Annotated in this window: 17 protein-coding genes; 9 read left to right on the plus strand and 8 right to left on the minus strand. The window is 71.5% G+C overall.

The features are described from left to right. Positions 1-71: 71 nt before the first annotated feature. Positions 72-1,577, minus strand: coding sequence for a phytoene desaturase family protein (locus tag C4V41_RS07805; protein WP_103955081.1), 1,506 nt, complete (start codon positions 1,575-1,577; stop codon positions 72-74). 312 nt (positions 1,578-1,889) lie between these two features. Continuing rightward, positions 1,890-2,780 (minus strand): LysR family transcriptional regulator, encoded by an 891-nt coding sequence (locus tag C4V41_RS07810; RefSeq protein WP_103955082.1) that lies wholly within the window; start codon positions 2,778-2,780, stop codon positions 1,890-1,892. A 574-nt stretch (positions 2,781-3,354) separates the two neighbouring features. Between C4V41_RS07810 and C4V41_RS07815 the strand changes: the two genes are divergently transcribed. From C4V41_RS07815 to C4V41_RS07830, 4 genes are all read left to right on the plus strand, one after another. Next, positions 3,355-4,413: a YeiH family protein gene (locus tag C4V41_RS07815; RefSeq protein ID WP_103955083.1), complete on the plus strand. Its 1,059-nt coding sequence runs from the start codon at positions 3,355-3,357 to the stop codon at positions 4,411-4,413. Positions 4,414-4,532: 119 nt separating this feature from the next. Then, the gene (locus C4V41_RS07820; protein ID WP_103955084.1) at positions 4,533-5,459 is read left to right on the plus strand and encodes a pseudouridine-5'-phosphate glycosidase; all 927 of its coding nucleotides are present in this window, start codon (positions 4,533-4,535) and stop codon (positions 5,457-5,459) included. After that, positions 5,456-6,385, plus strand: a complete 930-nt coding sequence (locus tag C4V41_RS07825; protein WP_103955085.1) for a carbohydrate kinase family protein — start codon at positions 5,456-5,458, stop codon at positions 6,383-6,385. The genes C4V41_RS07820 and C4V41_RS07825 overlap by 4 nt, the downstream gene beginning before the upstream one ends. A gap of 83 nt (positions 6,386-6,468) precedes the next feature. Next, the gene (locus C4V41_RS07830; protein ID WP_103955086.1) at positions 6,469-8,973 is read left to right on the plus strand and encodes a hypothetical protein; all 2,505 of its coding nucleotides are present in this window, start codon (positions 6,469-6,471) and stop codon (positions 8,971-8,973) included. A gap of 150 nt (positions 8,974-9,123) precedes the next feature. On the opposite strand, the gene C4V41_RS65795 is transcribed toward C4V41_RS07830, so the two are convergent. The 6 genes from C4V41_RS65795 to C4V41_RS07860 form a co-directional block, all read right to left on the minus strand. After that, positions 9,124-12,009, minus strand: coding sequence for a helix-turn-helix transcriptional regulator (locus C4V41_RS65795; protein ID WP_103955087.1), 2,886 nt, complete (start codon positions 12,007-12,009; stop codon positions 9,124-9,126). 73 nt (positions 12,010-12,082) lie between these two features. Then, entirely contained in the window at positions 12,083-12,517 is a 435-nt protein-coding gene (locus C4V41_RS07840) for a GNAT family N-acetyltransferase (RefSeq protein ID WP_103955088.1), read from the minus strand. Between the two features lie 46 nt (positions 12,518-12,563). Beyond that, positions 12,564-13,700, minus strand: coding sequence for an acyl-CoA dehydrogenase family protein (locus tag C4V41_RS07845; protein WP_103955089.1), 1,137 nt, complete (start codon positions 13,698-13,700; stop codon positions 12,564-12,566). A gap of 1 nt (position 13,701) precedes the next feature. Continuing rightward, positions 13,702-14,607 (minus strand): hydroxymethylglutaryl-CoA lyase, encoded by a 906-nt coding sequence (locus C4V41_RS07850; RefSeq protein WP_103955090.1) that lies wholly within the window; start codon positions 14,605-14,607, stop codon positions 13,702-13,704. Then, positions 14,607-16,538: an ATP-binding protein gene (locus C4V41_RS07855; protein ID WP_200823826.1), complete on the minus strand. Its 1,932-nt coding sequence runs from the start codon at positions 16,536-16,538 to the stop codon at positions 14,607-14,609. The genes C4V41_RS07850 and C4V41_RS07855 overlap by 1 nt, the downstream gene beginning before the upstream one ends. Positions 16,539-16,541: 3 nt before the next feature. Then, positions 16,542-18,113 (minus strand): carboxyl transferase domain-containing protein, encoded by a 1,572-nt coding sequence (locus C4V41_RS07860; RefSeq protein WP_103955091.1) that lies wholly within the window; start codon positions 18,111-18,113, stop codon positions 16,542-16,544. A 61-nt stretch (positions 18,114-18,174) separates the two neighbouring features. Between C4V41_RS07860 and C4V41_RS07865 the strand changes: the two genes are divergently transcribed. From C4V41_RS07865 to C4V41_RS62810, 5 genes are all read left to right on the plus strand, one after another. Then, on the plus strand, positions 18,175-18,774 hold the full coding sequence (locus C4V41_RS07865) for an SACE_7040 family transcriptional regulator (RefSeq protein WP_103955092.1): 600 nt from the start codon (positions 18,175-18,177) through the stop codon (positions 18,772-18,774). Positions 18,775-18,866: 92 nt separating this feature from the next. Further along, positions 18,867-19,400, plus strand: a complete 534-nt coding sequence (locus C4V41_RS07870; RefSeq protein ID WP_103955093.1) for a PadR family transcriptional regulator — start codon at positions 18,867-18,869, stop codon at positions 19,398-19,400. Next, positions 19,401-20,378, plus strand: a complete 978-nt coding sequence (locus tag C4V41_RS07875; RefSeq protein ID WP_103955094.1) for an ATP-binding cassette domain-containing protein — start codon at positions 19,401-19,403, stop codon at positions 20,376-20,378. A gap of 2 nt (positions 20,379-20,380) precedes the next feature. Next, positions 20,381-21,235: an ABC transporter permease gene (locus tag C4V41_RS07880; RefSeq protein ID WP_103955095.1), complete on the plus strand. Its 855-nt coding sequence runs from the start codon at positions 20,381-20,383 to the stop codon at positions 21,233-21,235. Between the two features lie 102 nt (positions 21,236-21,337). Beyond that, the coding region (locus C4V41_RS62810; RefSeq protein WP_200823827.1) for a hypothetical protein at positions 21,338-21,704 on the plus strand (367 nt) is incomplete at its 3' end.

A 21,704-nucleotide genomic window follows, 5' to 3' on the forward strand; every position in this document is an offset into this window, starting at 1 on the left:
TCATGAGAACGTGATGAACGTGGTCATCCGCGTTTCGTGATGATCACCACCATGTCCCATCGTATGCGGTCTCATCTGGTCAGGACGGCCATGGCGGCGTTGTGCCCGCCGATGCCGCTGACGCCGCCGCCTCTGCGGGCGCCCGCGCCGCACATGAGAATGCGCTCGTGCTCGGTCTCGACGCCCCATCCGCCTTCGTCGGCGTACGGCCAGCTCAGGTCGACGTGGAAAATGTGACCACCGGGGAGTCCGGCGTCCCTTTCCAGGTCCACCGGGGTTTTGGCCTCGACGCATGGGGTGCCGTCGGGGGCCTTGAGCAGGCAGTCCTCGATGGGTTCCGCCAGGACGGAGTTGATGGAGGCGAAGGTGGCGTCGAGGGCCATCTTCCTGGCTTTATCCGGATTTTTCCGGAAAAGACGGGCGGGCATGTGGAGGCCGAACAGCGTCATCGTCTCGGCCCGCCCGCGCAGCTCCGGCCCCAGAATGGACGGGTCGGTCAGCGAATGGCAGTAGACCTCCGCCGGGGGCAGCTCCGGGATCTCCCCTCGCGCCGCCTGCTCATACGCCCTGGCGAGCTGGTCACGTCCCTCGTTGATGTGGAACGTCCCGCTGAAGGCCGCACGGGGGTCCACCGCCGGGTCCTTCAGCCTGGGCAGCCGCGTGAGCACCATGTTGACCTTCAACTGCGCGCCCTCGGACTCCGTCTCGGGCCGGCCCAGCACCCGGTCCAGCACGGCGGGCGGCAGGTTGACCAGCACGTGCCCGCCGTTCACCGTGTGCTCGCCGTCCTCGGCCACGAACGTGACCTCCCCGGACGGCGAGATCCCGACGATCTCGGCCCCGGTCCTGATCTCGGCACCCGCCCGCCTGGCCGCCGCCTCCAGCGCGCCGGAGACCGCGCCCATGCCGCCGACGGGCACATTCCAGTCGCCGGTGCCGTCGCCGATCACGTGATAGAGGAAGCACCGGTTGGTCAGCAGGTCGCTCGCCGGGTCGGCGAACGTGCCGATCAGGGCGTCGGTGAGGACGACGCCGCGCACGGTGTCGTCGCGGAACCGCTCGTCCACGGTCTCGCCGATCGGCCGCGCGAACAGGTCCCGCCACGCCTCCGCGCCGACCATCCGCTCGACCTCGGCCTCGGTCTTGAGGGGTTCGAGCAGGGTGGGGGCCAGGGTCCTGGCCACGCCGGCGACCATGCCGTAGAAGCGTTCCCACGCCTCGTGATCGTCCGTGCCGCCCGTTACCCGCCTGAACGAGGCCGCCGTCCGCGCCGTGTCCTCGTTGTCGACGAGCAGGCCGATGTCGCCCTTGGGCGTGTACGAGGCGTAGCGGCGGCCTCGCAACTCCAGGTCGAGGCCCAGGTCGCGGACGATCTGTGAGGGCAGCAGGCTGACCAGGTAGGAGTAGCGCGACAGGCGCACGTCCACGCCGGGGAACGCCCTGGCGGAGATGGCCAGCCCGCCCACGTGCCCGTACCGCTCCAGAACCAGCACCCGCCGCCCGGCCCGAGCCAGATACGCGGCCGCGACCAGCCCATTGTGCCCACCACCGGCCACGATCACGTCATACGAACCCATTCCCGCACCATATGACCCACCCCACACCACCCGTCAACGCACACCAGGGCACATTTCCCTCAGGGTCGCCTGGCAATAGCCGACAGGCGACCCCGGGCGCCGACCGGCGATCATGAACAGAGCGGCCGGCGATCCTCGGGCAGAGCAACCCGCAGGGTCCCGGGACGAGCGGCAACCACCAGACGAAGCGACCCGCAGACCCCCGCGGACGGCCGGGAACAGCCGGGAACGGCTGGCGATCCCCAGACAGAGCGACCCGCAGACCCCCGGGGACGGCCGGCGATCATTAGGCAGAGCGCGGCTCGCAGGCGCTCAGGGGCGGCTGGCGATCGTGAGGAGGGTGGCGGCGGGGCCGGTGAGGGGGCGGCCGCGGCGCCACACGGCCCTGAGGCTCCTGACCAGGTTGAGCCCCGTCAACGGCACCTCGACCAGCCGCCCGGTGGCCAGATCGGCCTCGACCGCGTACCCGCTCAGCACCGCCGGCGCCGCCCCCGCCTGCGCGGCCCCCTTCACCGCCGAGTTCGAGCCCAGCTCCAGTCGCGGGCTGGCCCGGTGGAGGTCCTTGAAGGCCACGTCCAGCGTCTCGCGCGTACCCGACCCGGGCTCGCGCACCACGAGCGGCGTCGCGGCCAGCTCCGCCCCTCTCAGCGCCGTACGACGCCGCGCCCACGGATGCCCAGGCGCCACCACGACCACCAGCCGATCGGTCCCCACGACGCGCCCGGCCAGCCCGTCAGCCATGCTGGGCCCTTCAACGAACCCCAGCTCGACCTCCTCCGCCAGCACCCGGGCCGCGACATCGGCGGAGTTGACCACATCAAGCCCCACCTGCACCTCAGGCTCCCGGTTCTGCAACTCACCGAGCCACCGCGGCACCAGGTACTCGGCCACCGTCATGCTGGAGGCCACCCGCAGATGCGCCGCCCCGCTGTGGCGCACGGCCTGGACGGCGCGCATGAGCTCCTCGGCGGCGGCGAGCACGTGGGCGGCCCACCCGGCGACCATCTTGCCCTCGGCGGTGAGCGTGGAGCCGCGGGGGGTGCGTTCGATGAGGGGCACGCCGAGACGGCGTTCGAGCTGCACGATCCGCTTGCTCGCGGACGGCTGCGCGATGCCCGCCGTCCTGGCCGCCTGCCCAAGGCTGCCCAGCTCGCCGACGTCCACCAGCAGCTTCAACGAATCGAGATCAGGCAGCCCACTCATAGCCACAGGCTATGACCTCCCAGGCAACCGGTGGCTACCGGCCGCTCCCACCGCTCAGAAGACTGAGACCATGCCCGCCACCCCGCGGCCCCACGCCCCCGGAGCCACCGCTCCCACGCCCCGCTCCCCCACCGTCCCCGGCCCTCGCCCAAACCCCCTGTCCCACCCCACCGGCCGAACCCACCCCGATCCGGCGCAGCCGCACCAAACGCCCCCTGACCAGGTGCGGGTCCACCGAGCACACCTCGACACCGCGCAGCCGCACTCCGCTTCAGCACAGCCCGGCCAACGACATGCCAAGCGGCCACAGCCCCAGGCGCACGCCGATCCAGCACAAGCCGACCGAGGGCCAGCAGACCGGACGCACGCCGACCGGGGGCCAGCAAACCGGGCACACGCCGACCAAGCGCCGGCAAACCGGGCACAAGCCGGTTGGGGGCCGGCAAACCCGACGCACGCCGACCGGGGGCCAGCAAACCGGGTACAAGCCGACCGAGGGCCGGCAGACCGGGCGCTGGCAGACCGGGGGCAGGCCGGTTGGGGGTCGTTGCGGCGGGTTGGGCCTGGGGTCGCGATGGCCGCGCTGGCGGTGGTGGTCGCTCTGGTCGTCAACCGGCAGGTCCCGGCGCTCACCCCCGCCGTCATCGCCGTGGCCTCCGGTGCCGCGCTGGCCACCCTCACCCGCATAGGCGACCGGTTCAAGCCGGGCCTGGCGTTCGTGTCCCGGCGCGTGCTGCGGGTGGCGATCGCCCTGCTCGGACTGCAGATCGCCCTGCCCCAGGTGCTCGCGCTCGGCTGGCAGACCCTGGCCATCGTGACCGTCGCCACCGGACTCACGTTCACCGTCACACCCCCGCTCGGCCGCCGCCTGGGCCTCAGCCCGGGCACGTCACTCCTCATCGCCACAGGCGTGTCCATCTGCGGCGCCGCCGCCATCGCCGCCATGCGTGAGAGCACGGACACCGCCGACGATGACGACGCCGCGAGCGCCCTGGGCGTCGTGGTCCTTTACGGCACCGCCGCCATCCCCCTCGTCCCCCTGCTGGCCACGCTCCTGAACCTCTCCCCGGCCCAGCTCGCCGTCTGGACCGGCGCCGCCGTGCACGAGGTCGCCCAGGTGGCCGCGATCGGCGCCGCCTCAGGCGTCCTGGCCGCCGCCGTGACGGTCAAACTGGCCCGCGTCGTCCTCCTGGCCCCGATCGTCGCCCTGACCTCGTTCCTCCGCCACCGCCCCGCCCCCTCGCCCCACACGTCAAGAACCTCCGCCCACACGACCGAAGCCCCCGCCCGCACAACAACCTCCGCCCAACCGACCGAAGCCCACGCCCACACGACCGATGCCCCCGTCCCCACAACAACCTCCGGCCGCACGGCCAGGCCCCCGGTCGTGCCGCTGTTCGTGGGCGCGTTTCTCGTGATGGTCGCCGTCCGCAGCGCCGGCTGGGTTCCGGCGGTGGTGACGGACGCGCTGCCGGCCGTCACGAACGTTCTGATGGCCGCCGCCCTGTTCGGTCTGGGAACCGGCATCGACGTGCGTAAACTCTTCCAGGGGGGCCGGGCCGTGCTGCTCGGCGGGCTCGCCACGGCGATCATCGCGGTCACCTCTCTGGCGGGCGTGACACTTCTCGTGTGATCCTCAAGTGGACGGCTGACGACGAGGGGCCGTAACCTGCTCCGTTCGGAACAAATTTCGCGAAAACCACTGTTCCCCCAAAGCAGGCCAGGACCACTCCAAGGAGCACAAAACCCACCATGCGCAGCACCACCGACTCCGTTCTCCAGCCGTCCGACGAAGTCGCCGAGGCCCTGGCCGCCGGCGCGCCCGTGGTGGCGCTGGAGTCCACGATCATCTCCCACGGGCTGCCGCAGCCGCGCAACCTGGAGGTGGCGCGTGAGCTGGAGGGAGTCGTCCGGGCCGCGGGCGCCGTGCCGGCCACGATCGCCGTGCTGGACGGTGTTCCCCGCATCGGCCTGAACGAGGTGGAGCTGGAGCGCGTCGCCACCGAGTCCGGGCTGCGCAAGCTGGGCCAGCGCGACCTGCCCCTGGCGGCGGCGCTGAAGGCGAGCGGCGCGACCACCGTGTCGGCCACCTCGTTCCTGGCCGCCCGCGCCGGGATCCGGGTCTTCGCCACCGGCGGGCTCGGCGGTGTGCATCGCGGCTGGGCCGAGGACCAGGACGAGTCCGCCGACCTCGACACACTCGCCCGTACCCGCATCACCGTGGTCTGCGCGGGCGTGAAGTCGATCCTCGACGTGCCCGCGACCCTGCAGCGCCTGGAGACCAGGGGCGTGAGCGTCGCCGGCTACCGTACCGACGTCTTCCCCGGCTTCTACCTGCACTCCTCCGGCCAGCCGATCGACTGGCGGATCGAGTCGCCCGACGAGGCCGCGGCCGTCATGCGCGGACAGGACGCGCTGGGCGGCCAGGAGACGGCGCTGATCGTCGCGAACCCGGTCGCCGAGGACCTGCAGCTCGACCCCGAACTGCACGACCGCGTGCTGGCCGAGGCGCTGGCCGCGGCCGAGCGCGAGGGCGTCAAGGGGCAGGCGATCACCCCGTTCCTGCTCGGCTACCTGGTGAACGGCACCGCCGGCGCGTCCCTGGAGGCCAACCTGGCCGCCGTGCGCGGCAACACCGCCCTGGCGGCCCGGATCGCCGTCTCCTGGGCCCGATCGTGACCGACCGGGGCCTCCTCGTCATCGGTGACGTGGTCACCGACGTGGTGGCCTTGCACGGTTCGCCGGTCATGTCGGGCACCGACACGGCCGCCGACATCGTGCTGCGCCCCGGCGGCTCGGGCGCGAACACCGCCGCCTGGGCCGCCCGCCTGGGCGCCGACGTCCGCCTGCTGGCCAGGCTCGGATACGACAGCAGCGAGTGGCACACCACCGAACTGGTCAAGACCGGCGTGCGCCCGCACATGACGGTGGATCCCGAGCGTCCCACGGCCGTGGTGATCGCGATGGTGGACAAGAGCGGCGAACGTTCCATGCTCACCAACCGCGGCGCCGGCGGCCTGATCTCGGAGGCCGACTGGGATCCCGCCCTGCTCGACGGTGTCCGGCGGCTGCATCTGTCGGGATACATCCTGTTCGCCGAGTCCGGGCTCCGCCTGGCCCGGCTCGCCATGGCGCAGGCGGCCGCCGCGGGCGTCGCGATCAGCGTCGATCCGGCCTCCACGAAACCGCTGCGCGACTTCGGCGTTGAACGTTTCACCCGCGAGACCGCGCCCGCCGACCTGATCATTCCGAATCTCGACGAGGCTCTTCTCCTCACCGATACCACGACGGCCGAGGACGCGGCGGAGCGGCTGAGTGAGACATATGGCACAGCGATCGTGAAGCTGGGCGCCGAAGGGGCGCTGGCGGCCGTGAACGGCGAGGTCGTCGCGTCGTCGGGGGCACTGTCCGCCGAGGTGGTGGACTCCACGGGGGCCGGTGACGCGTTCGCCGCCGGGTACCTCGCCGCGACTTTGCAAGGTGTCAGTGAAGAGGCCGCTTTGCAGGCAGGTTGCCGTGCTGGTGCCGAATGTGTGGCCCAGGTGGGCGGCCGTCCACGGTACGGTTTGGATCTGAACCGTCTTTACCCTATTCACACTGATTGATAGCTTGCCGCGTAGGCTGCACCAATAGCCACACGCTTCACGGGCAGCACCACGCGGCTCACTGGGGAGGATAAGGTCCGCCGATGGAAGTCGAGTCATCGATCTGCCTGAGCGACCTGGTCCCTGCGCTGCGCTGGAGCCGTCCGCAGCAAGTGGCGGAGGCACTGGGTGATCCACGCCTGCCCGCTGGGTGGTGGTCCTCGCTGGCGCTGTCCAAGGCGCTCGGCACGGCGGGACTCGACTGGATCTGCGAGCGCCTGGCGCGGCTGGCCTCCTCCCGCTGGGACCATCTGCCGCTGGCCGACCTGCTGCCCGCGCTGGCGGTGCACGCCATCGATCCGGCGCTGCCCGGCTGGTCCGAGGCCACCCGCACGGCGGTCACCGGGCTCGGCGGCTGGCAGCGGCTGCGCCGTCTGTCCCCCAGCGACCTGGGCACCCCGTCGGCCACGCCCGAAGTGGTGATCAACTCCGTCTTCCGCGAGATCCTGAGCCGCATCCCGGCCCAGCGCGAGGCACCCGCCGCCGTCCAGGCCGGCCACCCCGAGGTCACCCGCCCCCTGCAGCGCGGCACGACGCCCGCGAGCATCTCCACCCGAGGCACGGGCTCCTTCCCGGCCCAGCCGGACTCCGCGCCCCAGACCGGCACCTTCGCCGCCCTGGGCGCCCCGTTCCCGGCCCCGACCACCGAGGCGCCCCCGGTGCCCGCCCAGAAACCGGGCGAGGGCCTGTTCCAGCGCCCGGCGGGCACCACCCCGGGCCAGCAGTCCGAACAACGCCAGACGGGTGCGTTCCCGGCCCAGTCGCCGGAGTCGTCCGCCCAGCGCCAGCCGGGCTCCTTCCCCGCACAGTCCCTGAACCCGGCGCAGTCGCCGAACCCCGCACAGGCCCCGAACCCCGCGCAGTCGCCGAACCAGCGGCAGACCGGTTCGTTCCCGGCCCAGTCGCCGGAGTCGACCGCCCAGCGTCAGACCGGTTCCTTCCCGGCCGTTCCGCCCGCGGAAGGCGGCTCGCAGCGTCAGACGGGCTCGTTCCCCGCCCAGGGCCCGCGCCAGAGCTTCGCGGGCGAGGGCCTCCAGCAGCGCTCGGCGGGCCCAGGCCAGTCCGAACGCCTCCCGCAGCGCCCCGGCGGCCCGCAGCCCAGCCGCCAGGAGCCCTCCGGCGGCCCCCAGACCGGCTCCATCCCGGCAGTCCCGGGCACCAGTTCAGGTGGTCCCCACACCGGCTCGATCCCGCCGGTTCCCGGCGGCGCGCAGAACGGCACGGCCCCCGGCTCGGGCGGCCCGCAGACCGGCTCCATGCCCGCCATCCCCGGCACCGCGCCGGGCGGCCCCCAGACCGGCTCGATCCCCGCCGTCCCGGGCACTGGCGGTCCCCACACCGGTTCAATCCCACCTGTTCCAGGCGCGGGCGGTCCCCACACGGGTTCGATCCCGCCCGTCCCCGGCTCCGAGGCGGCCAAGGGCGCCCCTGCAGCGTTCTCGACGCCCGTGCCCAGCGCGGCGCCGTCCAGCCCCGCGCCCACGGACGCCGACCACGCGATGGTCCGGGTCGTGGACAACCTGTTCCGGAGTCTGGACAAGCTGGAGCTCGCGGTGGCGGTGCACCGGCTGTTCGCCGAGGACCCGGTCAGCCTGCGCACGCTCGCCCACAAGATGCTGGTGGAGCGGGACGCGCTCTCCCACGCGCAGCGCACCGCCGAGGAACGCGTACTGCACTGGCTGCGCTCCTCCGAGTCCGCCCCCGTCACCGGCCACATGTTCCGGCTGACCGAGTGGCTCGGCGCGGCGGCCACCGAGGACCAGCTCATCGGCGCCGACCCGGCCCACCCCGTGACGGTCCCGTCGCTGCGCACGCCGCTGTGGCGGGTACTCGTGACGCTCATGCCCGACCGCCGCCTCCAGGACGGCTGGCTGGTCGTGGGCGACATCCACGGCCTCCAGGCCCGTACGCGGCAGCTCCTGGCCACCAGCCCGCCCGACGCCGACGTCGTGGCGCTGATGGGCGAGCTGGGCATCCGCGCCCACTCGGCGCAGGCGTGGTTCGACGCCCTGCCCAGCGAGGAGGCCCAGGGCCAGGCGGCCGCGGCCGATTCCCCGGCCCTGCCCCTTCCCCGCCGCACGCCGGGCGCCAACGGCCATCACCATCGCGGCGGCCAGCCCATCCCGGCGGCCACGGCCGGCTCCATCGACCCGTCCGCCGCCCTGGCGACGCTGTCGGCGCTGTCGGGCGGCCGCTCGTCCATGATCCCGGCGGGCCTGGCGGCGGGCACCCCGTCCACGCCGCCTCCGCCACTGCCCAGCCCGTCCTCGGACCCGCGCCGCTGGCAGCGCATCGAGGTCACCCCGGAACACCTCCGTGGCGGCCCTGTGCCGGTGCCGGAGGGCTATGCGGCCCAGCTCGGCATGCGCCCCGGCACCCTGCTGTCGGTCACGGGGCCGGGCGACAACGCCATCGTCCTGGTCTGGCAGGGCCACCAACCGGTCTTCGACTCCCTCCAACCGGTCCTGATGCGCCTGAACGCCCGCCCCGGCGACCAGGTCTACGTAACCGTCGACGGCTATCGTCTCGAGGCGCAGCTCACCGGCTGATCGTTTTCACCTGGGCAGCGTCTCTTGGGACAGGCTTCCATCTTGTACGGCAGGCCGCCGGCCCGCCGTAAAGGATGGAAGACGGAAAGCCCCGTCCAGAGAGACGCGGGTGCCGGTGATGACAGAAGAAAGGCGTTCTGAGAGGGCCGATCAGTCGAAGAGTCCGAGTCGGTGCGCGGTGGCGGCGGCTTCGCCGCGGGTGGCGACGGTGAGTTTGGAGAGGATGTTGGAGACGTGGACGCTCACCGTCTTCACCGAGATGAACAGCTCCTCCGCGATCTCCCGGTTGCTCCGCCCGTTGGTGACCTCCCGCAGCACCTCCAGCTCCCGAGCCGTCAACCCCAGCGGCTGCCCGTCATCCTCGGAAGCGCCCCCGAGTCGCGCCCGCCGCGCGAAAACGTCGAGCTGCTCCAGCAGCGGCGTGGCCCCGAGTCCGCCGGCCAGTTCCCGCGCCCGCCCCAGCCGCGCCGCCGCCCCCTGCCGGTCGCCGGACGAGAGCGCCGCCTGCGCGGCCCCCACCAGGCACTTCGCCTCCGTATACGGCTGCCGCAGCGCCGCCCACGCTCCCACCGCCCGATCCCAATCCTTGACGTGATCGGCATCGGTCAGGGCGCGGAAGGTGAGCTGGTGCGCCTGCTGCAGATCGCCCTCGACCGCCAGCTCCGGCGCCAGCTCCCGGAGCCGCGTCAGCAGTGAGGCGGCGAGCGGCGCCGACGGCGAGGACGGCGGGACGGCCCCGAAGAGCTGGGCGAACGTCATCAGCAACGGCCACGAATAGCGCGGGCTGATCACCAGGTCCTGTTCCTCCAGCACCCGCCCCACCGCCCGCACGGCCTCCTCCAACTGTCCCCGCACCCAGAGCAGCCGCACCTCCCTGCACAGATGCGGCAGCACCGTCTGGTCCCGGAACGTCCCCCTGGACAGCACGCTCCGCGACGACTCCAGCGACGCCTCCGCCCGGTCGAACTGACCCCGGGCGAGCGCGATGTCCGTGGCGAACCCCTGCAGGCTCGCCCGGTAGGGGGCGGGCGGCGCGAGGTCGAGCGCGTGCTCGACCACCTGGAGCGCCTCGTCCCAGCGCCCGAGCGACACCAGCGGCTCGGCCAGGTTGATCGCCAGGAACGTGCCCGAGGTGCGGGCCAGCCCGTATTGGACGGCCTCCTCGACGCCGTCGCGGGCCACCTGCGCGGCCCGCTCGTGCCAGCCCGCGCCCTCCAGCGCGTCGGACTCCGAGATGGCGCAGCGCATCACCGCGTTGTAGGCGTCGTCGCGGGCGGCGATGCGGCGGGCCTTCGCGTAGTCGGCAAGGCGCGCCTCCATATCGCCGTAGCACGAATGCGCCCAGGTCAGGTTGATCAGCGCGTGGGCCTCGACGTTGGCGTCGCCCACCTCGTGGCCGATCTCCATGGCGAGCCGGGCCGTGTCGATCTTCTCCTGCCAGTCCTGCGGCCGGTGGAGCATGCGTGACAGGCTCTCCAGCACCTGACCGCGCAGCCTCGGCTGGTCGGCGGGGACGAGCGCGGCGGCCAGCCGCAGGTCGTCGCGGTAGCCGTCGCGGCCCAGGTCGTAGCGGGTCAGGCCGCGCTGGCGCAGCACCATGGCCGACCTGATCGGGTCGGCGTCGTGGTCGAGGTCGGCCAGGGCGGCGCTGGCCATGGCGATGGCGCGCTCGTATTCGCCGGCCAGGTGGGCGACCGTGGCGGTCTGCTTGAGCACGTCGATGCGGTCGTGGCCGATGCGCTCGGCCGCGTCGGGCACCTGGTCCCACAGTTCGAGCACCCGGGACAACATCCTGAGCTGCTCGTCGTAGGCGGTCGACTTGCGGGCGGCGGCGGCCGCGTGCCAGGCGCTGACGAGCGCCCAGGTGGAGTCGTGGGCGGAGTGCCAGTGGTGGGCCAGCTCGATCGCGCCGCGCGGGGCGGGCAGGATCGACAGGTCGCGCTCCAGGGCCTCGGCGTAGCGGGTGTGCAGGCGGACATGCTCGCCGGGCAGCAGATCGTCGTGGAGGGACTCGCGGATGAGCGCGTGCCGGAAGCCGTAGCCCTCGCCGTCGACCACCAGCACGTTGCCCGCCACGGCGGGCCGCAGGGCGCGCGACAGCTCGTGCTCGCCGAGCCCCGCGACGGCGGTCAGCAGGTCGTGCTCGATGCGCTGGCCGCCGGCGCTGGCCACGCGCAGCAGCTCCTGCGTCTCGTCGGGCAGCCGCTCGACGCCGGCCAGCAGCAGGTCGCGCAGCGACTCGGGCAGCGACTCGTGGGCGCCCGCCTCGCTCAGCAGCGCCTCGACGAACAGCGGGTTGCCCTCGCTGCGGGAGTAGATGCGGTCCATGTCGGCGGGCGACGGCTCGCGCTCCAGGATGCCCGCCGCCAGCGCGACGGCCTCCCTGCGGGTGAGCCTGCGCAGCTCGACCCTGGTCACCCACTCGACCCGGCCCAGCTCGGCGAGGAGCGGCCGCAGCGGGTGGGTGCGGTGCAGCTCATCGGTCCGGTAGGTCACCACGAGCAGCAGGCGGGCCGCCGTGCGCTGGTAGCGGATGAGGAAGGACAGCAGGTCGCGGGTGGATCGGTCGGCCCAGTGCGCGTCCTCGATGACCAGCACCACGGGACGCTCTTCGGCCAGCCGCTCCAGCAGCCCGAGCACCTGCTCGAACAGCCGCGCCCTGGCCTCGGCCCCGTCTTTGTCGGGCTCGCCGAACTCGGGCGACAGCCGGGCCAGCCCGCGCGTGTTGCCGCCGGGCACGAGCGCGGCGACGCCGTCGCGGCCCAGCCGGCGCACGAGCCCGCGCAGCACGGCGGTGAACGGCGCGAACGGCAGGCCCTCCGTGCCCAGCTCCAGGCAGCCGCCGACGAGCACCTGGGCGTCCTCGGCCCGGTGGCCGGTGAACTCCTTGATCAGCCGTGTCTTGCCGACCCCGGCCTCACCGCCGACGAGCAGCGTGGACGATGCCCCGGCACGCGCCTTGACCAGCCCGTCTCCAAGAGCGGCGAGCTCTCGGGCACGCCCGACGAACAGGGGGCTCACGGCGTGGATACTCACGCCTCAAGGATGCCATCCTGCTCCGACAGGATTATCCAGCACCCGGCTTTATCGGGACATTCCGCACAAGTCGTTAGCGGAGCACCTTGCGGAAGAACGTGGCCGACGCCTCGTAGCCGAGCGCGTGGTAGAACTCCGGCGCCCGCCGGGTCGCCATCGCCACGTAACGCGCCTCGCGCGAGCGGGCCCACCGCTCGAACTCCTCCAGCAGCGACCGCCCGATCCCCTGCCTGCGCGAGCCCGTCTGCACCATGGCCTCCTCCACCCAGGCCACCGGCCCGTTGGCGAACAGCGTGAGGTGCACGAACCCCAGCAGGTAGCCGTGGACCCGGCCGTCGAGGACGGCCGCGAGCAGCAGGGCGTCGTCGTTGGCCAGCAGCGTGGGCAGCGCCGCGTCGAACGCCTCCCGCTCCGGCCTGAAGGTCAGACCGAACTCACGGGCCAGCGCGAACACCTCGTCCGCGTCCGCCTTCTCCGCCCTCCTGATCAGGAGATCGTCAGCCGTCATGACAGATGACACTAGATCGTCCCGCCTCCCACTTGCAAACCTCGTCTCACAGATCACCCAGGCCGAGCTGCCTGGCGATGAGCATGCGCTGAACCTCGCTGGTGCCCTCGCCGATCTCCAGGATCTTGGCGTCGCGGTAGAAGCGGCCGACGGGGAACTCGTTCATGAAACCGTAGCCGCCGAAGACCTGGGTCGCGTCCCGCGAGTTGTCCATAGCCGCGTTGGAGGCGACCAGCTTGGCGATCGCCGCCTCCTTCTTGAAGGGTAGTCCGGCCAGCATCTTCTCGGCCGCGTGGTAGTAGGCCAGGCGGGCGGTGTGGGCGCGGGTCTCCATGTCGGCGATCTTGAACTGGATGGCCTGGTAGTGGCCGATCGGGTGGCCGAACGCCCTCCTGTCCCTGACGTAACGCAGGCTCTCGTCCACGCAGCCCTGCGCCAGCCCCACGCTGACGGCGGCGATCGCGATCCGGCCCTCGTCGAGCGTCTGCAGGAACTGGGCGTAGCCGCGGCCGCGCTCGCCCAGCAGGTTCTCGGCGGGGACGCGGCAGTCGGTGAAGGACAGCTCGCGGGTGTCGGAGGCGTTCCAGCCGACCTTGGAGTACTTCTTCGAGACCGTGAACCCGGGCGTGCCGCTCGGCACGAGGATCGTGGAGATCTCCCGTTCGCCGGTGAGCGCGGCCACGCCGATCACGCCGGTGATGTCGGTGCCGGAGTTCGTGATGAACGCCTTCGTCCCGTTGATCACCCACTCGGCGCCGTCGAGCACGGCCGTGCTGCGCATCCCGCCGGGCACGTCGGAGCCGCCGCCCGGCTCCGTCAGTCCGAACGCGCCCAGCGTCTCGCCCGAGGCCAGCCTGGGCAGCCACGTCGCGCGCTGCTCGTCGTCGCCGAACCTGAAGATCGGCATCGCGCCCAGCGACACCGCCGCCTCCAGCGTGATCGCCACGCTGGAGTCGACGCGGGCCAGCTCCTCCAGCGCCACGCAGAGGGCGAAGTAGTCGCCGCCCATGCCGCCGTACTCCTCCGGGAACGGCAGCCCGAACAGCCCCATCGCGCCCATCTGGCGCACGATGTCGTACGGGAACTCCTCCCGCTCGTAGAAGTCGCCGATCACCGGCGCGACCACCTCGCGGGCGAAGGATTCGACCGTTTTGCGCAGCTCTTCGTACTCGTCCTTGAGCATGTCAGCCTTTCGAAAGCGCCTGTACGACACGGGATGGGCTGGGCCGGCCGAGCAGCTCCGCCAGCCAGGTGCTGGTGGCCACGAGCCTGCCCAGGTCGAGCCCCGTCTCGATGCCGAGCCCTTGGAGCATCCAGACCAGGTCCTCGGTGGCGAGGTTGCCCGTGGCGGACTCGGCGTAGGGGCAGCCGCCGATGCCGCCGGTGGAGGCGTCGACCGTCGTCACGCCGGCCCGCAGCGCGGCCAGGGTGTTGCCCAGCGCCTGGCCGTAGGTGTCGTGGAAGTGCACGGCGAGCCGTTCGGGCCGCCTGAACGCGCCGATCAGGGCGGTCACGTGTCCCGGCGTGCCGACGCCGGTGGTGTCGCCGAGCGACAATTCGTGGCAGCCGAGCCCGAGCAGCCGCTCCCCGACCCTGACCACCTGCGCGACCGGCGTCGGGCCCTCCCAGGGGTCGCCGAAGCACATCGACACGTACGCCCTGACCTTGATCCCGTGCTCCAGCGCCCTGGCCACGACCGGCTCGAACATGTCGAACTGGCTCTCCAGGCTCCGGTTCAGGTTCTTGGCCGCGAACGTCTCCGTGGCGCTGGCGAAGATCGCGATCTCGTCCACCCCCAGGTCGAGCGCCCGGTCGAGCCCGCGCAGGTTCGGCACCAGGACGGGATAGCGCACGCCGGGCCTCCGGTGCAGCCGGCCGAACAGCTCGTCGGCGTCGGCGAGCTGCGGCACCCACCTCGGGTGCACGAAGCTGGTCGCCTCGATCACCTTGTGCCCCGCGTCCGCGAGCCGGTCGATGAACTCCGCCTTCACCTCGACGGGCACGATCGAGGACTCGTTCTGCAGCCCGTCGCGCGGGCCGACCTCGTAGATCGTGACCTGGTGCGGAAGACCTTCCATGGGGTACGGCATCAAGCCTCCTCACCGATCACCACGGCCAGGACGGCGTCCATGTCCACCGGGCGGCCCGCCTGCGCGGGCAGCTCGGTGACCACGCCGTCGCGCGGGGCGGTGACCGTGTGCTCCATCTTCATGGCCTCGACGATGACCAGCGGCTGGCCCGCGCTCACCCGATCGCCGGGCTGCGCCTTGACCACCAGGACGGTGCCGGGCATGGGACTCCTGACCACGCCGTCGCCGGCCGCCGCCGCGCCGGGACGGTCGCCCGGGTCGCCGATCAGGTGCCGGGTGAACGACCACGACGCGCCGTCGCGGCCGAGCCAGAGCGTGTCGCCGTCGCGTACGCGCAGGTAGTGCTCGGTACGCCCGCCGATCGTGACCTCACCGTCGGCCCCGAGCCGCGCGGGCACCGCTTCCCCGTCCACTTCGACCTCGGCGGACTCCCCGGGCAGGCCACGGACCCGGACCGCGTGCACGCCGTCCCTGGACTCCAGCCGCCACGTCGTCCACGCCCGCTCCCCGAGCCGCCACCCGTCGGTGACCTGCCACGGGTCGTCCCCCTGCGGGACGTCGTGGAAGATCAGCGCCGCCGCCGAGAGCACCTCCGCCGGTACGGCCGTGTCCGGCACCAGGTAGGGCAGGACGCGCTCGACCAGGCCCGTGTCCAGTTCGCCCGCCACGACCGCCGGGTGCGCGGCCAGCGCCCGCAGGAACGGGATGTTGGTCACCACGCCGAGCACCGCCGTCCGGCCCAGTGCCCGGCCGAGCGACCTGAGCGCCGACGGCCTGTCGGGCGCCCAGACGACGACCTTGGACAGCATCGGGTCGAACTCGCTGCCCACGACGCCGCCCTCGGCCAGCCCGGAGTCCACCCGGACGCCAGGCCCCTGGGGTTCGCGCAGGGCCAGCACCCGGCCGCCCGTCGGGAGGAAGCCGCGCGCGGGGTCCTCGGCGTAGACGCGGGCCTCCACGGCGTGGCCGTCGAGGCGCACGTCGTCCTGCCCGAACGCCAGCCGCTCCCCCGCCGCCACCCGCAGTTGCAGCTCCACCAGGTCCAGGCCGGTCACCAGCTCGGTGACCGGGTGCTCGACCTGCAGGCGGGTGTTCATCTCCATGAAGTGGTAGGCCCCGCCGGAGCCGTCCACGATGAACTCGACGGTGCCCGCGCCCACGTAGCCGACCGCGCGGGCGGCCTCCACCGCCGCCGCCCCCATGCGGGCGCGCGTCTCCGGGCTCACGAAGGGGGACGGCGCCTCCTCGATGATCTTCTGGTGCCTGCGCTGCAGGCTGCACTCGCGCTCGCCCAGGTGCACGACGTTGCCGTGGGTGTCGGCCAGGACCTGGATCTCGATGTGGCGCGGGTTCTCGACGTAGCGCTCGATCAGCAGCGTCCCGTCCCCGAACGCGGCCAGCGCCGTACGCCGTGCGGACTCCAGTGCCTCGGGCAGTTCGGCGGCCGACCGTACGAGCACCATGCCCTTGCCCCCGCCGCCCGCGGACGGCTTGATCAGGGCGGGGAAGTCGCGCCACCGCGCCAGCGCGTCATCGGGCTCGGCGCCGCCGGGCACCACGGGCACGCCGGCGGCCGACACCGTGGCCTTGGCGCGGATCTTGTCGCCCATGGCGTCGATGGCCTCCGGCGGCGGGCCGACGAAGACCAGGCCCGACTCGGCGCATCGGCGGGCGAAGCCGGCGTTCTCGGCGAGGAATCCGTAACCCGGATGGATCGCCTGCGCCCCGCTGTCGCGGGCAGCCGCCAGGATCGCCTCGATGTCCAGATATTTCGGGACCTGGAGGGCGATGTCCGCCTCCCGCACGTGCCTGGCCTCCGCTTCGGACGGCGTGTGCACGGCCACGGACGTGATGCCGAGTTCGCGCAGCGTGCGCGCGATCCGTACGGCGATCTCACCCCTGTTGGCGATCAGAACACGGTCGAACAGCATGCGTCACATCCGGAAGACGCCGTAACCGGCGGGTTCGAGCGGGGCGTTGGCCGCCGCGGACAGTGCCAGGCCCAGGACCGTACGGGTGTCGACCGGGTCGATCACGCCGTCGTCCCAGAGCCTGGCCGTGGAGTAGTATGGGTTGCCCTGGTGCTCGTATTGGGCCCGGATCGCGTCGGGGTCGGCGTTGCCGACGGTGGTGAGAACGTTCGCCGCCTGTTCACCGCCCATGACCGAGATGCGGGCGTTCGGCCACATCCACAGGAACCTGGGCGAGTACGCCCGCCCGGCCATCGCGTAGTTCCCCGCCCCGAACGAGCCCCCGATCACCACGGTGAACTTGGGCACCCGCGCGCACGACACGGCGGTCACCATCTTGGCCCCGTGCTTGGCGATGCCGCCCGCCTCGTAGGCCTTGCCGACCATGAAGCCGCTGATGTTCTGCAGGAAGACCAGGGGGATGCGGCGCTGGTCGCACAGCTCGATGAAGTGCGCGCCCTTCATGGCCGACTCGCTGAACAGGATGCCGTTGTTGGCCACGATCCCCACCGGGTGGCCGTGCAGGTGGGCGAAACCGGTGACGAGGGTGGAGCCGTATTCGGCCTTGAACTCCAGGAAGCGCGAGCCGTCGACGATCCGGGCGATCACCTCGCGCACGTCGTAGGGCTGCCGGGTGTCGGCGGGGACGATGCCGTAGAGGTCGCGGGGGTCGTGGCGGGGCGGCTCCGGCGCGATCACGTCCCAGGGGCGGGGCGCGCGCGGGGCCAGGGTGGAGACGATGTCGCGGACGATGGCCAGCGCGTGCGCGTCGTCATCGGCCAGGTGGTCGGTGACGCCGCTGATGCGGGCGTGCAGGTCGCCGCCGCCCAGCTCCTCGGCCGTGACCTCCTCGCCGGTGGCCGCCTTCACCAGGGGCGGGCCGCCCAGGAAGATGGTGCCCTGGCCGCGTACGATGACCGCCTCGTCGCTCATCGCGGGCACGTAGGCGCCGCCGGCCGTGCACGAGCCGAGCACGGCGGCGACCTGCGGGATGCCGCGCGCGGACATCGTGGCCTGGTTGTAGAAGATGCGGCCGAAGTGCTCGCGGTCGGGGAACACCTCGTCCTGCCTGGGCAGGAAGGCGCCGCCGGAGTCGACGAGATAGACGCAGGGCAGGTGGTTGTGCAGGGCCACCTCCTGCGCGCGCAGGTGTTTCTTGACGGTGATCGGGTAGTACGTGCCGCCCTTGACGGTGGCGTCGTTGGCCACGATCACGCATTCGCGGCCCGACACCCGGCCGACGCCCGTGATGATGCCCGCGGCCGGCGCCTGGTCGTCATAGAGACCGCCCGCGGCCAGCGGTGACAGTTCGAGGAAGCGGGAGCCCGGGTCGAGCAGGCCGTCCACGCGGTCGCGGGGCAGCAGCTTGCCGCGCTCGACGTGGCGCCGCCGCGCCCGCTCCGGCCCGCCCGGCGCGGCGGCCGCGAGGCGGTCGAGCAGGTCGGCGGCGAGCCGCTCGTTCAGCTCGGCGTTGCTCTTGAACACCTCGCCCGCGGGTTCCGCGGCCGATTTCAGCACCGGCCAGTCGCTGCTCATGAGTCCCCTCTCATGGCACGGATGTTAGTCATCATTAACGTCATCGTCTAGTATGTGAGACGTGAGCACCGCCTCCACCACACCTACCCGCTCCCGGCGCAACAGGCGTGCCGAAATCCTGGAGGCGGCCGCCCGGCTGTTCGCGGCGCGCGGCTTCCACGGCGTCTCGATCGAGGACATCGGGGGCGCGGTCGGCGTCTCGGGCCCCGCGCTCTACCGGCACTTCAGCGGCAAGGACGCGCTGCTGTCGGAGATGCTGCTCGACGTCAGCTCGCGGCTGCGCGAGTCGGCCGTGGCCGTCGTCACCTCCGCCACCGGGCCTGACGAGGCCCTGGACGCGCTGCTCAACGTGCAGATCACGTTCGCGATCGAGCAGCCGGCGCTGATCACCGTGCACGACAGGGAGCTGGGCAACGTGCCCGAGTCCGCGCGCCGGCAGATCAGGCGGCTGCAGCGGCTCTACGTCGAGGAATGGGTGACGGTGCTGGCCGAGCTGCATCCGGCCTGCCCGGCCGCCCGCCTGAGGGCCGCCACGCACGCGGTGTTCGGGCTGCTCAACTCGACGCCGCACAGCGCGGGCGAGCTGCCCGCGCAGGACATGCGCCCGCTGCTGCGCGCCATGGCGCGGGCCGCGATCACCGCCTCTGTTAAGGCTCACTAACATCGCACGTGGCGCGGCCACGGTCTGAAATATGCCTTGCTCTGCAAACTATCTAGATATATCGTCACGATATCTCGATAGTTGGAGGCATCATGCGTGATCCCGACTTCTGGGACGCTCCTCCCCCGCCGCCGCCCCCGTTCCCTCCCGGCGCTCCTCCCGTCCTGCACATGGAGGCGCCCGCGCCGCGGATCCGCCGGGGCGACGTCAGGGCGGCCCTGCTGGCGCTGCTCCACGAGCGGCCGCAGAACGGTTACCAGATGATCCAGGACATCGAAGAGCGCAGCCGCGGGGTGTGGCGGCCGAGCCCGGGCTCGGTCTATCCGGCGCTGCAGCAGCTCGAGGACGAGGGGCTGGTGACCGGTGACGAGGGGGGCGGGAGCCGTACGTACCGGCTGACCGAACAGGGCCGCGACCAGGCGGCCAGGCACGCGGACGACGCGCCGTGGGTCGAGGTCGCGCGCACCGTCCCCGACGAGCACCACGAACTGCGCCTGCTGTGGGCCCAGCTCAACGAGGCCTTCTCCCACCTGATCCACACGGGCGGCGAGCGGCAGATGGAAGAGGCCAAGAAGCTCATCAAGCAGACGCGCAGGTCCATTTTCCAGATACTGGCGGAGGACTGAATGGCCACGGACGCGGCGGTCTCCGTACGGGGGCTGAAGAAGACGTACGGAAAGGTCGAGGCCGTCAAAGGCGTCGACTTCGAGGTGAATCCCGGCGAGGTGTTCGGCTTCCTCGGCCCGAACGGCGCCGGCAAGACCACCACCATCAGCATGCTCTGCACCCTCGTCAACCCCACCGGCGGCAGCGCCGAGGTCGCGGGCCACGACGTGGTGAAGGAGCGCGACGAGGTGCGCAGGAACATCGGCCTGGTCTTCCAGGACCCCACCCTCGACGGCTATCTGAGCGCCGAGCAGAACCTGCGCTTCCACGCCGAGCTGTACGGGGTGCCGAAGAACGTGGTCGGCGACCGGATCCGGCAGGTGATGGAGATGGTCGCGCTCTGGGACCGCAAGGACGCCAAGGTGATGACGTTCTCCGGCGGGATGAAGCGGCGGCTGGAGATCGCCCGCGGCCTGCTGCACTCGCCGCGCGTGCTGTTCCTCGACGAGCCCACCGTCGGCCTGGACCCGCAGACCCGCTCGGCCATCTGGGGGTACATCAACCAACTGCGGCGCATGGAGGACATCACCATCTTCATGACGACGCACTACATGGACGAGGCCGAGTACTGCGACCGGATCGCGATCATCGACCACGGCGAGATCGTGGTCATCGACTCGCCCGAGGCGCTCAAGGCCAGCGTCGGCAAGGACCGCGTACAGATCCACACCGCCGACGACGCCGGGGCGATCAAGGCGCTGGAGGAGCGGTTCGGGCTGGAGGCGGCCGTGCACGAGGGCGCGGTGACGTTCGCGGTGGCGTCGGGCGAGGAGTTCGTGCCGCGGCTGTTCGCGGAGCTCGGGATGCCGATCAAGGCGGTGAGCGTCTCACGGCCGTCCCTCGACGACGTGTTCATGTCCTACACCGGGTCCACGATCCGCGACGCCGAGTCCGGCGACGCCAACATGACGTGGATGAGAGCGATGGCGAGGCGATAGTCATGGTGACAGAGGCCATCAGCGTCCGGGTGCCGGCCCGCAGTGCCGGGCACGACCTCCGGGCCGTCAAGATCGTTTTACACCGGGAGATGCTGCGGTTCGTCAACGACCGCACGCGCATGCTCTCGATGCTCATGCAGCCGGTGCTGTGGCTGTTCGTCATGGGCACGGGGCTGGGGTCGCTGGTGCAGGGCTCGATCCCGGGGGTCGACTACCGGACGTTCATGTATCCCGGCATGATCTCCATGACCGTGATCATGACCGGTATGTTCTCGGCCGGATCCATCGTGTGGGACCGCGAGTTCGGGTTCCTGCGCGAGATGCTGGTCGCGCCCGTCTCACGGGGGGCGATCGTGGTCGGCAAGTGCCTGGGCGGGGCCATCGTGGCCACCGGTCAGGGCGTCGTCATCCTCGCCATGGCGGGGCTGGTGGGGGTGCCGTACTCGCCCTCGCTGATGCTCACGCTGCTGGGGGAGATGTTCCTGGCGGCGTTCACGATCACGGCCTTCGGGGTGATGCTGGCCGCGCGGATGAAGAACATGCAGACGTTCTTCGGGCTGATGCAGATGGCGATCATGCCGATGATGTTCCTGTCGGGGGCGATGTTCCCGCTGGCCAACCTGCCGTCGTGGCTGCACGCGCTGACCGTGATCAACCCGATGACGTACGCGGTGGACCCGATGCGGCAGGCCGTCTTCTCCCACCTCGACGTGCCCGCCCAGGTCAACGCGGTGCTCAACCCGGGGGTGCGGTGGTTCGACTTCCAGGTGCCGGTGCCGCTGGAACTGGGGGTGGTGGCCGCTTTGGGGGCGGTGCTGCTGGCGATCGGGGTTGCGGAGTTCCGCCGGGCCGAATAGGACTGACTTTCGCATCGGACTGCGATCGATCTTGTACGGAGGGTAGCTTTCCGGATGTGCCGCGCGGCTTCTTCCTCCCTCCGTCTCAAAAGGAGCACACCGATGTTCGACGTCCAGGAGAAGTGTCTCGACCTGGAAGCCAGGGTCACGCGACTGGAGCAGACTACTGTTAGTGGTGTGCCTGGCAGCAGCATCACCGACCGTTTCGACGAGCTCCACAACCGCGTGGACCTCGTCGGGCAGAACATTCTCCGCAAGATGGACAAGGGCTTCGCGCGGATCGACAGAGAGTTCGACGGCCTCAAGTCGTCGATGAACGAGCGCTTCACCCAAGTGGACAAGCGCTTCGGCGACATCGACAGGAAGTTCGACACGGTCAACGAGCACTTCGGCGACATCGACAAGAGGTTCGACACGGTCAACGAGCACTTCGGCGACATCGACAAGAGGTTCGACACGGTCAACGAGC

It is taken from the genome of Nonomuraea solani (assembly GCF_900108335.1).
GTDB lineage: Bacteria > Actinomycetota > Actinomycetes > Streptosporangiales > Streptosporangiaceae > Nonomuraea > Nonomuraea solani.

Bases quoted from the DNA above. Each gene is read 5' to 3' on its own strand.
- C4V41_RS07805 (WP_103955081.1), bottom strand. From the start codon at position 1,577: ATGGGTTCGTATGACGTGATCGTGGCCGGTGGTGGGCACAATGGGCTG.
- C4V41_RS07810 (WP_103955082.1), bottom strand. From the start codon at position 2,780: ATGAGTGGGCTGCCTGATCTCGATTCGTTGAAGCTGCTGGTGGACGTC.
- C4V41_RS07815 (WP_103955083.1), top strand. From the start codon at position 3,355: ATGGCCGCGCTGGCGGTGGTGGTCGCTCTGGTCGTCAACCGGCAGGTC.
- C4V41_RS07820 (WP_103955084.1), top strand. From the start codon at position 4,533: ATGCGCAGCACCACCGACTCCGTTCTCCAGCCGTCCGACGAAGTCGCC.
- C4V41_RS07830 (WP_103955086.1), top strand. From the start codon at position 6,469: ATGGAAGTCGAGTCATCGATCTGCCTGAGCGACCTGGTCCCTGCGCTG.
- C4V41_RS07840 (WP_103955088.1), bottom strand. From the start codon at position 12,517: ATGACGGCTGACGATCTCCTGATCAGGAGGGCGGAGAAGGCGGACGCG.
- C4V41_RS07845 (WP_103955089.1), bottom strand. From the start codon at position 13,700: ATGCTCAAGGACGAGTACGAAGAGCTGCGCAAAACGGTCGAATCCTTC.
- C4V41_RS07850 (WP_103955090.1), bottom strand. From the start codon at position 14,607: ATGCCGTACCCCATGGAAGGTCTTCCGCACCAGGTCACGATCTACGAG.
- C4V41_RS07855 (WP_200823826.1), bottom strand. From the start codon at position 16,538: ATGCTGTTCGACCGTGTTCTGATCGCCAACAGGGGTGAGATCGCCGTA.
- C4V41_RS07860 (WP_103955091.1), bottom strand. From the start codon at position 18,113: ATGAGCAGCGACTGGCCGGTGCTGAAATCGGCCGCGGAACCCGCGGGC.
- C4V41_RS07870 (WP_103955093.1), top strand. From the start codon at position 18,867: ATGCGTGATCCCGACTTCTGGGACGCTCCTCCCCCGCCGCCGCCCCCG.
- C4V41_RS07875 (WP_103955094.1), top strand. From the start codon at position 19,401: ATGGCCACGGACGCGGCGGTCTCCGTACGGGGGCTGAAGAAGACGTAC.
- C4V41_RS07880 (WP_103955095.1), top strand. From the start codon at position 20,381: ATGGTGACAGAGGCCATCAGCGTCCGGGTGCCGGCCCGCAGTGCCGGG.